This window comes from Streptomyces sp. NPDC015346 (assembly GCF_043078785.1).
Lineage (GTDB): Bacteria > Actinomycetota > Actinomycetes > Streptomycetales > Streptomycetaceae > Streptomyces.
The window spans coordinates 221,622-237,556 of sequence record NZ_JBIBTW010000009.1; the positions used below are offsets into that span (position 1 = coordinate 221,622).

Here is a 15,935-nt window from a genome sequence, read left to right on the forward strand (position 1 = left end):
CCATGGCCGACACGCTGTACGACACCGACCTGATCATCATCGGCGGCGGCCCGGCCGGCTGCGCCGCCGCTCGCATGGCCGCCAGTGTCGGCATGCGCTCGATCCTGATCGAGCCGGACCAGCTGTGCCGCAACCTCTACCGGATCCCGGCCCTGAACAACGTCCTCGGCGGCTACACCAGCGGCCCCGAGCTCGCCGACTCCATCGTCGCGGAACTGAAGAGCACGGAGCTGTGCCGTCTCGAACTCGGCCGGCACGTCACCGCACTCCACGCCGACGACGACCGGGTGACCGCCACGGTGGACACCGGCAGTCGCCTCACCGCCCCGTACGCCATCGTCGCCACCGGCGTCGGTCCCCTCCAGCCCCGCGATGCCGCCTGGATCACCGCCCCCGAGGGCCTGACCCTGCCCCCGCTCTGGCAGGCCGAGGCGGACGACGCCGAGGGCCGCACCCTCCTCGTCCTCGGCGGCGACCGCCCGATCGGCACCTTCCTGCGCGCCCACCCGACCACCGACACCCGCCTGCTCGTGGCGTACCCGGCGACCGACGCGTACAAGATCGAGGAGATCCGCGAGGACCCCCGCGTCACCCTCCTCCCCGTCGAGCACCTGATGCTGACCTCCGGGGAAGGCGCGGAAGCGGTGGACCAGGGCGGCGTCCGGCGGGCGGTCACGGCGGACGCCGCCTACCTCAGCATCGGCAACGCGCCCACCGCCCCACCCGGAGACCTGACCCGCGGCACGGACGGATACTGCCCGCCCACCGACCAGCACCCCCGCGTCATCGTGGCCGGCGACCTCCGCTCCGCCCGCTTCCAACGGATCATGACCGCCCTGGGCTCCGGAAGCGAGGCCGCCCTCCACGCCTACTACGCGGCCAGGGAACTGCTCTCTGAGGGCTGAGGCATACGGGGCGGCGACGGCGTTCGGAAGGGAACCTCTATGACCAGTCGGGGCAAGGCGGCGGTCGCCGCAGCCGTCATCGTTCAGGAGGGGCGGGTTCTTCTCGTACGACGGCGTGTGGCGGAAGGCGTACTCTCGTGGCAGTTCCCGGCCGGGAAGATCGAACCGGAGGAGACCCCGGCAGAAGCCGCAGCACGTGAGACCGAGGAAGAGACCGGACTCCTCGTGACCCCGCAGAGAGCACTGGGACAACGGGTGCACCCCATGACGGGCAGGGAGATCCACTACGTCGTATGCCGTCCCGTCGGTGGCGAGGCGATCATCGCGAGCGAGGGCGAAGTGGCCGGCCTGACCTGGGCCGCGCACAGCGAGATTCCGCAGTACGTGCCGTACGGGCTGTTCGATCCGGTGCAGGACTACCTCGACGAGGCTCTGCTTGGTTGAACCCTGCAGGGCCGACGTTTCTTGAGGCGTAAGGGGCGTGTTGCTGGTGCAGCAGGTTTCACCGCCGCCGTCACACTCACCGCAGTAGACGTCTGGCTTCCCGCCGCTGGCGGGCGGGAGAGATGCGAAGGACGTACCCGGCCGGGCGGAGAGGAGAACTCTCACCGGCGGTGTCATACCGAGATGGCAGAGTGCCGGCCATGGACATCGACCGGTTCTGGCAGCTCATCGAATCTGCTCGTTCTTCCGCGACCGTCGTCGGCAAGCCCCTCGACGAGGTGCTGGTGGGGCTGCTCGCCGAACGCTCACCCCAGGAGATCCTGGAGTACGCGGAGCGGTTCGACGAGGTACATGACGGTCTGTACCGATGGGACATCTGGGCCGCCGCGTACCTCATCGGCGGGGGGTGCTCTGACGACAGCTTCATCGACTTCCGGGCCGGGGTGATCGCCCTGGGCCGCGAGTGGTACGAGCGGGTCGCCGCCGAGCCGGACAGCCTTGCCGGCCACCCTGCCGTGGTGGAAGCGATACAGGATCACCGCGACGAGGCCCTGTTCTACGAGGAGATGAACTACGTGGCCGGCGGCGCCTTCGAGCTCCTCACCGGAGACTCGGACGCCTTCTACGAAGCCTGGGCCGAGTACAAGCCGGCCGATGAACACGTAGGCACGGAAGCCGACATGGGCGAGGACTTCGACTTCGACGACGCCGAGGAGATGCACCGACGGCTTCCCCACCTCGCACGGTTGTCTCTCGGGCCGAATGTTTAGATGTAGTCGAAGTACCGAATCCACCAGTCGACTCGCTCGCCGGGACGGTACGAGGCTAGGGGGCTCAGGCCGTCGTACGGTCGGGTGAGCAGGCGCTCGGGGACCGGTACGTAACCCAGGTCTGTGAGAGCGCGTTCGACTGTCCGTAGGTCGGTGATGTCGAGCGCGCCTGCTTCTACCGCCTCCTCGGTGTCGGAGTAGACGCCCGGGTTCTCTGCGGCCACGACCGCCATCGATCCGAAGTTGCTCACCGAGACGACGATCCGCTCCACCGCACACCGTGGCCTCCGCAGGCACCTCAACCCTGGCATGCAGGCTCGCGTCCTGCACCTGGCGATCGGCCGTGCAGCCCGTATCGAAGTCGGTGTCCAGCTTGGCTACCAGTTGTTCGAACAGCGCTCGCGTCGCCACGTGGTCGTAGCCAGGCGGATGCTCCACCAGTTCCGGATCGTCCAAGCGATGTAGGAGGGCGTTCAGGTCGGCATCGCTGTACGTCATCCGCCCATGATGCTAAATGGAAGGAGCTCCTGAAGGCCGCAGGCGTCCGCGATGCCCGCCTTCACGACGCCCGCCACACCGCGGCGACTGTCCTGCTCATCCTCGGCGTCTCCGACGCGGTCGTCGACTCCATCATGGGCTGGGAGCCCGGCAAGTCCGCCCGGATGCGCCGCCGCTACCAGCACCTGACCAGCCGCGTCCTCAAGGACACCGCCGCCAAGGTCGGCGGCCTGCTCTGGGGCACGAACCAGGCTGCGGGAAGCAGTGCGCCGGAGGCCGGCCAGAGCCCCATCCCCGCCGAGCTGGTGGTCCACGTCGCCCACCTCGGCGAGCGACGGGTGCCCTTCCTCCACCGCGAGCACGCTGACGAGGTCGTCGCTCGGTGGAGCGAGGACTGGCCCGATCACACCGCTGAGGTCGAGGAATGGGACCGCTGGCGCTGGGAACACCAGGGCCCCGACGGCGCCAGCGCCATCCGAGACCGCGTGCCGGAGCGAGCCGTGGTCTTCCACGCCCGAGCCCTGTTCCTCCCCGGCGGGGAACGGGCGGCGCCCGGACTGCCGGAGCAGTGGTCGGTGCCGGCCTGGGACTTCGAGACCGACCGCTACACCGACCGCTACACCGACCGAGCCTCGGCTTGGCGCACGGCCCGGCGCTCTGGTCCGGGTCAGGAGGTCGAGGCCCAGGTGCGAGGCACGGACAAAGACGCCGTGGAGGCGGCCTTCACCGAGGCTTGTGCACAGGCTTTGGACCGCGCCCGAAATCCGGGGAGGTATGGCGACACCGACGAGTGGTAGTGCCCCCGGAAACGCCGCCCCGCCAGGACCGGACGACTGCAACGCCGGCCAGGTGAGTGCCAAAGGGAGGCATCAGGTCCACGCAGCGCGACGAGGCCCGGCAACCATTACAGGTTGCCGGGCCTCCGTGCCATCGTCAGTCGACGAGGTAGTGGGCTTCGATGTAGGCGACGGTGGAGTCGTACGGTTCCCCGACCGGCTTCAACATGTACCGGCGGAAGACCGCGGCCGTCGCGCGCCGGGCGCCTCGGTTACGGGCGTCGGCGTTGTCCCATGCCTGGGCGAGGGTGCGAGTGACCACCTGGTCGATCTCCTCGGCCAGGTTCCGCTCCATGACCGTGAGGCCGGACGGCGCGTGATCGAGGATGATCCGTGACAGCACACCCACGTGGTCGTCGTCCAGCACGACGACGGCCTCGGCGGGGTGCTTCTCCGCGTTCACGATGGCGCGGGCGATCCGGAGTGCTTCGGACAGGAACTCCAGGGCGTCCTGTGCGTTCTGGATGATCCGGTCCCGCAGCTGTCTGATCCGCTCTGCTAGGGCCGTGTACTTCGCAGACCCCGGTTCGACGCCCTTGTCGAGGGCGGCCTTGATGTGGTCCAGAATCTCCGCCGCGGACGGCGGCTTCTTGTCCTCGCCGCCGTCCTTGGTGGACTTGGGGCGGACGAGAGTCAGCAGCTCCTTGAGTATGGCGATGCCCTGGGCGTCCAGGACGAGGGCTTCTTCCTGGGAAGCGACCACGGAGAAGGAGTGGACGTGGGCGTTGATGATCTCCAGGACCATCGGCCCCAGCTCGGCCAGCCGTTCCTTCCTCTCCTCGTCGGGCGACTTCTTGAACAGGGTCGTGTAGACAGATCCGAACAGGCCGAAGCCGTCCCGATACTTGGCGACCCGCTTGTCGGTGTTGATGAGCGGGTACAGGCGAGCCAGGAGCCGGTAGTCCTTGGAGAACACCTCGGCGGTGCCTGGGTTGGAGTCCAGGAAGACGTTGATGGCTCGCACGGACTCGTATCCGTGGATCGTGAGGTCCAGGTCGTCCACGTCCACGAAGAGGTCTTCGATACGGGCGAAGACGGTGCGGAACTCGGCGACCAGCTCAGACACGTCGCTTACGAACCCGCCCCCCTTGCCGGTCCCCGTCGCGGTGGGGTCGACAACGGCCCGCTGGACTTCCTCGGCCAGGCCGATGTAGTCGACGACCACGCCCGAGGTCTTCACGAAACCGGTCGGGGACACCCACGTGCGGTTCGGGCGGGTGATCGTCTGGAACAAGGTGTGGGCCTTCAGCGGCTTGTCCAGGTAGAGGACACCCTCGTTGGGGGCATCGAACCCTGTCATCAGCTTCGCGGTCACCACCAGGAAGCACAGCGGGTCGTCAGCGGCGAGGAACCGGCGCTTCTGCTCCTCCTCCTCGGTCTCCGAGAGCTGGTAAGGCCGCATAGCGGGGTCTTCGTCCTTGGAGTCCGAGACGGAGATGTTCACCTCGGCGGTGATCCGCTCATGCTTCCCGACCTCGGCGACCACCTGCGACGCCTCGAAACCCGCCAGCAGCTCGTTGAGCTTGTCCGTGTACGCCACGGCCAGCTCGCGGTTGAAGGCGACGACCTGGGCCTTGAGGCCATTGCGGTACGTGCCAGCCAGGTAGTGGTCCACGATGTCCTGGCAGACCGCGTGGATGCGGTTGGGGTTGGCGAACACCGAGGTGAGCCGCCCGAACTTGCGGGACAGGGTCTCACGGTCGGGGTCGTCGAGGTCGAAGTCATCGGCGAACTGGTCGAACTCGGCCTGCAACGCCTGGTCGTCTATCTCGAACGAGACGGGGCGCGGGTCCAGCATGACCGGGACGGTCGCCTCGTCCAGCAGAGACCGGGACACTGAGTACCGGTGCAGCACCCTGCCCGGGTCGGCCTCCTCACCGAAGAGGGCGAAGGTGTCGGTGGCGAGGTTTCTGATGGGGGTGCCGGTCATGCCGAAGAACTTCGCGTGCGGCAGCGCTGCGCGCATCTGGCCAGCCAGGGACTTCGACTTGGCGGACTGGGTGCGGTGAGCCTCGTCGACTAGCACGATGATGTTGTCTCGGGTGGACAGGTTTTTGCCGGCGTCGGCGAACTTGTGGACGGTCGTGGAGATCACGCCGCGCACGTCGTCGGCCAGCAGGGAGCGCAATTCCTTACTGTTGGCCGGCTGGTGGAAGTAGGCACCTCCCATCGCGGAGGTGAACACGCCAGAGGTCTGTCGGACGAGATGGGTCCGGTCCGAGAGCAGGATGACCGTGGGTGACTCGGTGCGTGTGTCGGCCAGCAGCAGCGAGGCGGCGAACACCATTAGCAGGGTCTTCCCGGACCCCTGGTGATGCCAAACCAGGCCCTTGGACCCGCCCTCCAGCACCCGATCGTGGATCAGGTGAGCGGCCTCCATCTGCGGGTAGCGGGGCAGGTACTTTTTGTCCGCCCCGCCCCCGGAGGTGTCGAAGAGGGTGAAGTTGGCGAGCATGTCCAGGACGGTCGCCGGGTTGAGCAGCAGCTGAACGGAGCGCTGCACGTCGGCCTGCCCGGACAGGTTCTCGTCGTCGGCGGTGGACCGGAACGGCTGCCATAGGTTCGTGGGCGCGCCGACGGCACCGAACCGCAGCTTCAGCCCGTCGGAGGCGACGGCGAAGACGTTGGGGGTGAAGAACCACGGGTACTCGGTGGCGTACACGCTGTTGATCTCGCGGGCGGCATCAGCCCATGCGGACTTCGCGGTCGGTGATTTCACCTCGACCACCACCAGGGGGAGGCCGTTGACCCAGTACACGAGGTCGAACCGGCGAGAGGTCTTGCCGGGGACGGTTATGGTCACTTCGTCTGATACGACCAATGTGTTGGCGGTCGGGTGCTCAAAGTCGATGACCTTCAGCGCGTGCCACACGCCGTCGACGTCCCGGAACTCCTTATGCCCGCGCAGCAGGCGCAGGACCTGCTCGTTGGCCCGCACCAGCCCGCCTTCGACAGCGTTGACCGTGGCGACGATCTCTTCGACCACCGCGTTCACGTCGTAACCGTCGATCACCCCAGGGTTAAGCCGGGTGATGGCGTCCCGCAATTGGCTGGCGATCACCGTCTGCGTCGTCTCACGCGGCAACGACCTGCCCGCGGTGAAGGCCCAGCCCATCGGGAGGGACCATCGGATCAGTAAGTTCTGGAACTCACGCTCTCGAATGCCCTTCGGCACAGATCAGCCCTCCAACTCGGCGGACTCGACATCGATGGTGCGATCCAGCATCCCCGACAGCAGCCCCGCCCGGACTTTGCGGAGACGGGCGGCCTCGGCACGGGTTGCCTCCAATGCGGACTCCATCGCGTCAAGATCCGCTGCTATCTCGCGTTGACGTTCGAGCGACGGTAGACGAACGGCCATGACCTTCGCCCGCTTGGCGCTGATGTGCTTAATGTTGGTGCCACCTGCGATGTCAAGGAAGGCCCTTGACTCGTAGGCCCACATGCTCCAGTGGAAGACGAACTCAGGGATGCAGATCCCTTCCAGCGCCCGGAGACGGAGCAAGGTCATCTGGGTGCAGACGGGCCCTGGCAGTTCGTCTCGCCACATAGCCGGCATCCCGACCGCATTCGCGCTTGCGCTGCCCTCAGACACCACGACATCGCCGTACTGGAGGCCGAACTTCTTGCGCTCCGCCGGGTCGTAGTTCATCTCGAGCACGTCGGAAAGGTCGAGCTTTCCGTAGCCGACGTTCGCTGAGCGGAGGTAGGGCGTCATGTACGGGCCCGTTGCCCGTTCCGGCGTTCGGCGCACTCCGGTGGAGAAATCGAAGACGTGTTCGGCCTTGACGACTTCGGCCGAGCCGTCAGTGATGAGGTCGGCCCGCCGACGACGCAGAACTGCGGCGAGCGCCACCGCCTCGGTGTCGAGTGCGGTGATCTGGTCGTCGATCGCGCCAGTCACCTCGACAATCCGCGCTTGTGTGGGTGGGGGCGGCAGGGTGACAGTTGCGGCGTAGAACTCCTTCAAGCGAACGTTCAGCAGTCCGTGGGAACGCGCTCCCTCCCTGAGCAGGCCAGCGAGGGAGCCGAAGAACTGGCTCGAGTTGAGGGCAAGTTCCAGGTACTCGGGAAGCGCACCCCCGTCCTTGGCCTCGAACACGAAGTACAGCGGGGAGACGATGCCTGGCACGTCGCTGAGATTGCGAGCAACCGTGCCGTAGGCCGCCGACTTCGATGTGCTCTTGTTGTAGACGAATTGCCCCGGAGCAACAACGTAGTAGCCCGACGTGTCTTTGCTGGCGACCTTCTTCGTGAAGAACGATTCCTGTGGGATCAACCCGTGCTCGGCGGAGACGGTCAGGACGTTCTCGTTGGTGCCGTCGACGTTCTTCGTCGTGACGCGGGTGACGATGTCCGACAGCGAGACCTGCCGCCAGTCACTCATCGAAGCCCTCGATCCCAGCGGCCGCGAGGACAGCGAGCATGCGCTGCTCTGTCTTCTGGCGCTCAGCTCGGGCGATGTTGTAGGCATCGATCAGGGTGCCGAGATCTTCCTGTTCGGCGGCGGCCTGCTTGACGTACCGCCCGATGTTGAGGTCATACGCGTTGGTCGCGATCTCTGTGACTGGGACGAATCGCGCCACGAGTCCGCCATGGTCATCAGGGGTACCGTCGGAATCGAGCTTCGAGTGGTAGGCGGTCACCACATCGGCGATGTCTTCCTCGGTCAGGAGGTTGCGGTTCTTGGCCTTGGTAAACCGCTTGGAGGCATCGATGAACAGCACCCCGTCTCGGCGCTCTTCGGGCTTGGTGCCGGGGGCCCGGAACACGAGGATGCAGGTCGGGATGGAAGTCGAATAGAAGAGGTTCGCTGGTAGGCCGATCACTGCTTCCAGGAGATCGTCGTTCAGCACCCGCTGGCGGATGGATGCTTCCGGACCACCGCGGAAGAGGACGCCGTGGGGCAGGACGACGCCGGCGCGGCCCTTCTCCGGGTCCATGCTGGCGATCATGTGCTGCACGAACGCCCAGTCCGCCGACGACTGCGGCGCGACCCCGCCGATGGCGCGCGGGTCCTTGGTCCAGGGCTTCCACTTCAGACCGTAGGGCGGGTTGGCGAGAATCACATCGAACTGCGCGACGGACCCGTCTGGCTTCTTGAAGCGTGGGTCCTTCAGGGTGTCTCCGACCTCGACCTGGAACTGGGTGAGGTTATGCATGAAGAGGTTCATGCGTGCCACACCGGCAGTGTCTGGTACGGCCTCCTGCCCGTGCAGGCTGAGCGTGTAGCCGCGTCCACCGTGGGCCTTCAGGAGGTTCGCGGAGGCGATGAGCATGCCGCCCGATCCGCAGGTCGGGTCGTACACCGACTCGAAGCTCTTGGGGTCCAGGACTTCGACGATCAGTTCGACCACCTCGCGCGGCGTGAAGAACTGGCCGGCGCGAGTGCCAGACCCGTCGGAGAACCGCTTCAGCAGGTACTCGTAGGCCCCGCCGAGAACGTCGTGGGACATGTTGCCCTCGTGCATCTTCGGTGTGCGGTCCATTGCCCGCATGACCGCTGCCAGCACCTCCCCTGACAGGACTTCCTCGGAAGTCCAGGTCATGGCCCCGAACAAGCGGGAGAACTTGTCAGGGTTGGCTGTCTCGATGGCTTGCAGGGAGGCGCGGACTCGCTGGCCGAGGCCGGCCTGGGTGACGGTGGCGAGGATGGACGACCAGGACGCACGACGCTCCCGGACGGTGTCGGGATAGATGAACGGGATCTCGAACGACTGGTAGTCGCGATACTCGATCTCGCGAGCTTCCTCGGCAGACAGGTTGTCCAGGCCCTCGTTGTCAGCCAGGAACTCCTGGTGGTGGTGCTCCCAGGTGTCCGACAGGTACTTCCAGAACATCAGCGGGAAGACGACCGAGGAGTACTGCGCTTCGGGCATCGCCACGCGCAGCTCGTCGGCGGCATCCCACAACCTGCTCTCGATCTCCTGCTGGGTCACTGCCATCAGTCGGGGGTGTCCTTGCTCATCTAGGGGTGGCGACCCGAGGGCCGTGGTGGTCCTGCTGGTCACCCTGTTTCGGACGCGCGCCCGGCACGTGCACGACGGGCACGTCCCTGCCGGGGGAGCAACGATATCCCTCCCCAGGACCACGAAAAGCGGCAAACGACCCGAACAAGCAACGCGACCAGCCGCCCGATTGTGGATCAAGCACGTGCTGCCCCGCGCATCGAGTGGACGGTGCCCGACTGCCGCTGTCGTGGTTGCTGTGGACGAGGCCCAGGCTCGTCGACCAGCGACGTGATCCTCGGTGGAGGAGGCCGGAAGCCCGTCCGTGGAAGTCCGCGGCCGTTCGTCCTGTGCAACTGAGACCAGAACTGAGACCACACACGTCGAAGGGCCCCACCGCGAACGGTGGGGCCCTTCGACATCGTGCCCGGTGAGGCACTGGCGGAGGATACGAGATTCGAACTCGTGAGGGGTTGCCCCCAACACGCTTTCCAAGCGTGCGCCCTAGGCCACTAGGCGAATCCTCCGCCGCAAACAATACAAGACGTTGAGGGGTGCTCGCGAACGTGATCCACAACGGTTGTCCGGGGCAGCTCCCGGGGGGACGTGAGGGGTCTGGAATCAGGTACCCTTGGCGGAGCCCCTCACGTGGCGCTATCTGACTGAACTCCCCCAGGGCCGGAAGGCAGCAAGGGTAGGTCGGCTCTGGCGGGTGCGTGAGGGGCGCTTGCGTTCCCGGGTCGGCCGGTGGTCCGGCCCCGTCCGACGTTCCCGGGTTGTCGGTGGGCGCCTATAACCTCGTATACGTGTCGTCTCTCGCGTTGTACCGCCGCTACCGCCCCGAGTCCTTCGCCGAGGTCATCGGGCAGGAGCATGTCACCGACCCGTTGCAGCAGGCCCTGCGGAACAACCGGGTCAATCACGCGTACCTCTTCAGCGGTCCCCGTGGATGTGGCAAGACGACCAGTGCGCGCATCCTCGCCCGCTGTCTGAACTGTGAGCAGGGTCCCACTCCCACCCCCTGCGGGGAGTGCCAGTCCTGCCGTGACCTGGCGCGGAACGGGCCGGGGTCGATCGATGTCATCGAGATCGACGCCGCTTCGCACGGTGGCGTGGACGACGCCCGTGACCTGCGGGAAAAGGCGTTCTTCGGGCCCGCTTCCAGCCGGTACAAGATCTACATCATCGACGAGGCGCACATGGTCACCTCGGCGGGCTTCAACGCCCTCCTGAAGGTGGTCGAGGAGCCGCCGGAGCACCTCAAGTTCATCTTCGCCACGACCGAGCCCGAGAAGGTCATCGGGACCATCCGGTCGCGGACCCATCACTACCCCTTCCGGCTCGTTCCCCCGGGCACCCTGCGGGACTATCTGGCCGAGGTCTGCGGGCGCGAGGGCATCCCCGTCGAGGACGGCGTGCTGCCGCTCGTCGTGCGCGCCGGTGCGGGCTCCGTGCGTGACTCGATGTCCGTGATGGACCAGCTGCTCTCCAGTGCGGCGGACGACGGTGTGACATACGCCATGGCGACGTCCCTTCTCGGCTATACGGACGGCTCGCTCCTCGACTCTGTCGTGGACGCCTTCGCGGCCGGCGACGGGGCCGCCGCCTTCGAGGTCGTGGACCGTGTCATCGAAGGCGGAAACGATCCGCGCCGCTTCGTCGCCGATCTGCTGGAGCGGCTGCGCGACCTGGTGATCCTCGCCGCCGTGCCCGACGCCGCCGACAAGGGGCTCATCGACGCCCCCGTGGACGTCGTCGAGCGCATGCAGGCCCAGGCCTCCGTCTTCGGGGCCGCCGAGCTCAGCCGGGCGGCCGACCTCGTCAATACGGGGTTGACCGAGATGCGCGGGGCCACCTCGCCGCGGCTGCAGCTGGAGCTGATCTGCGCGCGCGTGCTGCTGCCCGCCGCCTTCGACGACGAGCGCTCGCTGCAGGCCCGGATCGACCGCCTGGAGCGCGGTGCCGCCGCGGCGCCCGCGCCCGTCTTCACCACCGGGTCGGCCGCGCCCGCGATGGCGTACGTCCCCGGTCCGGAGGCGCACACCCCGGTCGCCCCACCTCCGCCGCAGGCCCAGCCCTCCCAGGCCCCCCAGGTCCAGCAACCCCCGGCGCCCGTGGACGCCCCGCGCCCCGACGCCCCGCGCCCCGGTGCCTGGCCCGGAGCCGCCACACCGGGCGCCGGTACGCCCGGTGCCGGTACGTCCGGTGCTGGTATGCCCAGTGCCGGTACGCCCGCAGCCGCCACACCCGGTGCCTGGCCCGGAGCCTCCACGCCCGCGTCCCAGGCGCCCGCCGCATATCAAGCCCCCACGTCCCCGGCCCCGAACCCGGCCCCCGCCGCCTCCGGTGACATGGCCCAAGGGGCCGCCCAGGTGCGGAACATGTGGCAGCCGATCCTCGACGCCGTCAAGAACCGGCGCCGCTTCACCTGGATCCTGCTCAGCCAGAACGCCCAGGTCGCCGGGTTCGACGGCACCACCCTCCAGCTCGGCTTCCTCAACGCCGGCGCGCGCGACAACTTCGCGAGCAGCGGCAGCGAGGAGGTCCTGAAGCAGGTCCTGGCCGAGCAGTTCAACGTGCAGTGGAAGATCGAGGCGATCATCGACCCCTCGGGCGGAGTCAACCCGCCGCCCGCCGCCGCGAACTTCGGCGGCGGACGCCCCGTCCAGGCCCCGGCCCACTCCCCAGCCCACACCCACTCCCCGGCCCAGACCCAGGCGCACGCCCCCTCACCAGCCGCGTCCCCGGGACAGGCCCACGCCCCGTCCCAGCCCCCGGCCGCCGCCCAGGCCGCGCCACCGCAGCAGCAGTGGGCGCCCTCCACCCCGCCCGCCTCCGGACCCCAGGGCTCCCCGGCCTCGTCCGTACCCCCGGCGCAGCAGCACCGGGCGCCGGCGCCCACGCCCGTACAGGCGCCGTCCCGGCCGCAGCCCGTCGCGCCCGAGGACGACGTGCCGGAGGAGGACGATCCCGACCTCGTCGACTCGGCGCTCTCCGGCCACGAGCTGATCGTTCGCGAGCTCGGGGCCACGGTTGTGGAGGAATACACGAACGAGTAGGGCCGTCTCGCTCGGTGGCCCGCACAAAGGGCATCCCGCCCCGCGGGCTACCCTGGCTGGCGTGAAGGTCCTTGTCATCGGCGGCGGCGCCCGCGAACACGCCCTGTGCCGCTCTCTCTCCCTCGATCCCGACGTCACCGCTCTGCACTGCGCGCCCGGCAACGCCGGAATCGCGGAGGTCGCCGAGCTGCACCCCGTCGACCAGCTGGACGGCGAAGCCGTCGCGCGGCTCGCCGTCGGCCTCCAGGCCGACCTGGTCGTCGTCGGTCCGGAGGCCCCGCTCGTCGCCGGCGTCGCCGACGCGGTCCGCGCGGCCGGCATCCCCTGCTTCGGCCCGTCCGCGCAGGCGGCGCGGCTGGAGGGCTCCAAGGCGTTCGCCAAGGACGTCATGGCCGGGGCCAACGTCCCGACCGCCCGCAGCTACGTCTGCACCACCGCGGAGGAGATCGACGAGGCGCTGGACGCCTTCGGCGCTCCGTACGTCGTCAAGGACGACGGTCTCGCCGCAGGCAAGGGCGTCGTCGTGACCTCCGACCTCGCCGAGGCCCGGGCGCACGCGCTCGCCTGCGACCGCGTGGTCATCGAGGAGTTCCTGGACGGTCCCGAGGTCTCCCTCTTCGCGATCACCGACGGCACCACCGTGCTCCCCCTCACCCCCGCGCAGGACTTCAAGCGCGCGCTCGACGGCGACGAGGGCCCGAACACCGGCGGCATGGGCGCGTACTCCCCGCTGCCCTGGGCCGACCCCAAGCTGGTCGACGAGGTCATGGACACCGTCCTGCAGCCGACCGTCGACGAGCTGCGCCGCCGCGGCACGCCGTTCCAGGGACTGCTGTACGCGGGCCTGGCGATCACCAGCCGTGGCGTACGGGTCATCGAGTTCAACGCCCGCTTCGGCGACCCGGAGACCCAGGTCGTGCTCGCCCGGCTCAAGACCCCGCTGGCCGGCGTTCTGCTGAACGCGGCCAACGGCACGCTCGACAACGAGCCGCCGCTGAACTGGCGCGAGGACGCCGCCGTGACCGTGGTGATCGCCTCGCACAACTACCCGGGGACTCCGCGCACGGGCGACCCGATCGAGGGCCTCGACGAGGTCGCGGCCCAGGACGCCCCGCACGCGTACGTCCTGCACGCCGGGACGAAGCGGGAGGGCGACGCGATCGTGAGCGCCGGCGGCCGTGTCCTCTCCGTCACCGCGACCGGGAAGGACCTCGCGCAGGCCCGCGAGCGGGCGTACACGGCGGTCGGACGCATCCGTCTGGACGGCTCGCAGCACCGTACGGACATCGCGCGCAAGGCCGCGGGGGAGTGAACCCCTAAGCACGCCCGACCGTCATCACCTTTGCCCAAAGCCATTCCATCGAGTGACGACTGGGCCATCCGGATGACGCCCGCCGAACCCCCAACTAGGGTGCGGCGAAGGCGTTCCGGCACTTGGCCCACCGGCATTGCGATGTCAGTGGCGGGTGCCACAGTGGGGGAGTGACCAACACCGCCACGGGCAGTCCCGACGAGGACAGGAGGGGGTGATGTACGGCGTGTCCGGTACCGGTTCCGTTGTCGGCGAGGAGATGGGTGCGCGCGCCGCCCGCACCCGCGCCCTCGCCGTGCTGCGTGTCCGCGGCAGGGCGCTCGGCGTCGCGCTGCTCCCGGCGGCCGCCGCCGTGATCCTGTACGCGGGAGGGGTCACCGGTCATTTCACCGGGTCCGGCTGGGACGCCGCCCGCTGGGTGACGACCGTGATCGCCCTGGTCGTCCTGCTCGCCGCGGCCGCCGTCGCGCTGGTCGTCGCGCGGGCCCGCCCCGCGGTCACCCCGACCGTCGAGCTCGCCGAGACCGCCGCCCCCGATCTCTACCGGCTGGTGCGGGACCTGGCCGACCGGCTGGGCGTCCCGGCGCCCTCCGCGATAGCTCTGACGCCGGACTGCGACAGCTGGCTGGAGGACCGTACGCATCCGTCGCACGACCGCACGGCCGGTCTGCGGCGCTCGGCCGACGCGCCCGTGCTCGTCATCGGCTCGCCCTTCCTGTGGTGGATGCGGGTCGGCGAGCTGCGGGCGGTCCTCGCCCCGGTCGTCGCCGGTACGGCTCCGGCCGCTCACCCCGACATAGCCGCGGCCCGCCGCTTCGTGCAGGGCCTGGACGCGGCGGTCGCGGTGCCCCGCAGGCCCGGTCTCGACCCGGTCAGCCGACTCGGCGCCCACGGGGTCGGGCGGGTCGCCCGCGTCCTGCTGCGCGGCTGCCGCGCGCACGCCGTCGAGATGGAGCGCGGTGTCGCCGTGGCCGGCTCCGAGCGTGCACAGGCTGTGGACTACGGCGTCCGGATCGTCGCCCAGGAGCAGGTGGGCCTGGCCTACGCGGGCTGGGACCGGCTCCTGACCCGGGTCGCGCTGCCCGCCTGGCGGATGGGCCGCTGGCCCTCGCGCCTCGACGCGGGCGTGGTCTCCGCCCTCACCGAACTCTCCCGCCGCGATCGCCTCGCCGAGGGCTTCACCTCCCGGCTCGGCGAACGGCCCGCCTGTGACCTGCTCGAAGAGCCCGGCGTGGTCGACGAGGCCGCCTCGCTGCTGGCCGCCCGGCTCTTCCACGGAGGCCCGGCGGAGGTCGGCCCGGACTGGTCCCCGGTGGACTGGAGCCAGTATCCGGAGGAGGTCGTGGACCGCAAATGGCGCGCCGACGCGGCCCGGCTCCACCAGGTCCTCGACGACCTGGGCGTCCGCGCGGGCGGCACCGACACCGACGCGAGTACGCGTACAGGTACGAGTACGGGCCCGGGCGCCGGGAGCGCGACCGTCGACGGCCCGACTCTGAGCCGCGTCATGTCCCACCTCTCGACTCCCGGGCACGCCACCACGACGGCCTCGGACCCGGCGCACCCCCGCGAGGCCGCCGAGGCCTCGTCCCGCGAAGCCCTCCAAGCGCCCCAAGCCCCCCAAGCCCGCCACCTTCCTGAGGACCGAGCCGCCCAGGACCCGGCGCCTCAGGACCCGGCGCCTCAGGATCCGCCCAACCCCGCCGCCGACTCCCTCGCCGCCGCCCTGACCGCGCAGGTCGCCCGCGAGGAGGCCGGCAGGCCCACCGTGCCGCTGAGCGGCCCGCACGGGGCCGTCCTGACCGTGGGCGGCGCGGACCAGCTGCCGCTCTTCCCGCTGCAGCCGCCCCGCACGGGGCGCGACCTGCTCGCCGACCACGTGACCGCGATGGTCTGCTGCGCCGCCGTCGACACCGCGGGCGCCGCTCCCGGCCTCGACTGGCTCGACGGGCCCGCCCTCCTCATCGGCGGCGAGCGGAACACCGACCTGACCGCCCGCGTCCTCGCCCTGGTCGAGGACGGCGACGCCGAGCCGCTGCGCGCCTGGCTCACAAAGACCGGCGTCCGCCCCGAGAAGCCCGTCCGCCTCGTGTAGCGCCCGCCCATGAGGCCCCGGCGGCCCAGGAGCCCCCACGCGGCCAACGCGACCCACGCCGCCCCGCC

General features: G+C 69.3%; 10 protein-coding genes, 1 tRNA gene, 1 other RNA gene and 1 pseudogene. 8 read left to right on the forward strand and 5 right to left on the reverse strand.

Features of this window, described 5'->3' with window-relative positions; all coding sequences use genetic code 11:
- Positions 1–2: 2 nt before the first annotated feature.
- The 3 genes from ACF06X_RS29585 (at position 3) to ACF06X_RS29595 (ending at position 2,119) form a co-directional block, all read left to right on the forward strand.
- On the forward strand, positions 3–905 hold the full coding sequence (locus tag ACF06X_RS29585) for an FAD-dependent oxidoreductase (RefSeq protein ID WP_392290367.1): 903 nt from the start codon (positions 3–5) through the stop codon (positions 903–905).
- 39 nt (positions 906–944) lie between these two features.
- Positions 945–1,349, forward strand: coding sequence for an NUDIX domain-containing protein (locus ACF06X_RS29590; protein WP_392290368.1), 405 nt, complete (start codon positions 945–947; stop codon positions 1,347–1,349).
- A gap of 200 nt (positions 1,350–1,549) precedes the next feature.
- A complete protein-coding gene (locus ACF06X_RS29595) occupies positions 1,550–2,119 on the forward strand; it encodes a DUF4240 domain-containing protein (RefSeq protein WP_392290369.1) in 570 nt (189 codons plus the stop codon).
- Here the strand turns inward: ACF06X_RS29595 and ACF06X_RS29600 are convergent.
- On the reverse strand, positions 2,116–2,391 hold the full coding sequence (locus ACF06X_RS29600) for a hypothetical protein (protein WP_392290370.1): 276 nt from the start codon (positions 2,389–2,391) through the stop codon (positions 2,116–2,118). The genes ACF06X_RS29595 and ACF06X_RS29600 overlap by 4 nt on opposite strands.
- A 240-nt stretch (positions 2,392–2,631) precedes the next feature.
- On the opposite strand from ACF06X_RS29600, the pseudogene ACF06X_RS29605 reads away from it, so the two are divergent.
- Positions 2,632–3,414 (forward strand): annotated as a pseudogene (locus tag ACF06X_RS29605) (site-specific integrase); the annotation flags it as partial.
- Between the two features lie 136 nt (positions 3,415–3,550).
- Here ACF06X_RS29605 and ACF06X_RS29610 read toward each other — a convergent pair.
- The 4 genes from ACF06X_RS29610 to ACF06X_RS29625 form a co-directional block, all read right to left on the reverse strand.
- Entirely contained in the window at positions 3,551–6,628 is a 3,078-nt protein-coding gene (locus tag ACF06X_RS29610) for a type I restriction endonuclease subunit R (RefSeq protein WP_392290371.1), read from the reverse strand.
- A gap of 3 nt (positions 6,629–6,631) precedes the next feature.
- Positions 6,632–7,840 (reverse strand): restriction endonuclease subunit S, encoded by a 1,209-nt coding sequence (locus ACF06X_RS29615; protein WP_392290372.1) that lies wholly within the window; start codon positions 7,838–7,840, stop codon positions 6,632–6,634.
- Complete coding sequence (locus tag ACF06X_RS29620) at positions 7,833–9,398, reverse strand: N-6 DNA methylase (protein WP_392290373.1); 1,566 nt, start codon at positions 9,396–9,398, stop codon at positions 7,833–7,835. Before ACF06X_RS29620 ends, ACF06X_RS29615 begins: the two co-directional genes overlap by 8 nt.
- Positions 9,399–9,840: 442 nt before the next feature.
- Positions 9,841–9,928: transfer RNA gene (locus ACF06X_RS29625), tRNA-Ser, on the reverse strand.
- A 108-nt stretch (positions 9,929–10,036) separates the two neighbouring features.
- Here ACF06X_RS29625 and ffs point away from each other — a divergent pair.
- The 4 genes from ffs to ACF06X_RS29645 all read left to right on the forward strand — a co-directional run bounded on the left by ffs (position 10,037) and on the right by ACF06X_RS29645 (position 15,867).
- Positions 10,037–10,135: signal recognition particle sRNA small type (ffs, locus tag ACF06X_RS29630), an RNA gene on the forward strand.
- Between the two features lie 72 nt (positions 10,136–10,207).
- The gene (locus tag ACF06X_RS29635) at positions 10,208–12,460 is read left to right on the forward strand and encodes a DNA polymerase III subunit gamma and tau (protein WP_392290374.1); all 2,253 of its coding nucleotides are present in this window, start codon (positions 10,208–10,210) and stop codon (positions 12,458–12,460) included.
- 61 nt (positions 12,461–12,521) lie between these two features.
- Entirely contained in the window at positions 12,522–13,772 is a 1,251-nt protein-coding gene (gene purD, locus ACF06X_RS29640; RefSeq protein ID WP_392290375.1) for a phosphoribosylamine--glycine ligase, read from the forward strand.
- Positions 13,773–13,989: 217 nt separating this feature from the next.
- A complete protein-coding gene (locus ACF06X_RS29645; RefSeq protein ID WP_392290376.1) occupies positions 13,990–15,867 on the forward strand; it encodes a hypothetical protein in 1,878 nt (625 codons plus the stop codon).
- Positions 15,868–15,935: the final 68 nt, after the last annotated feature.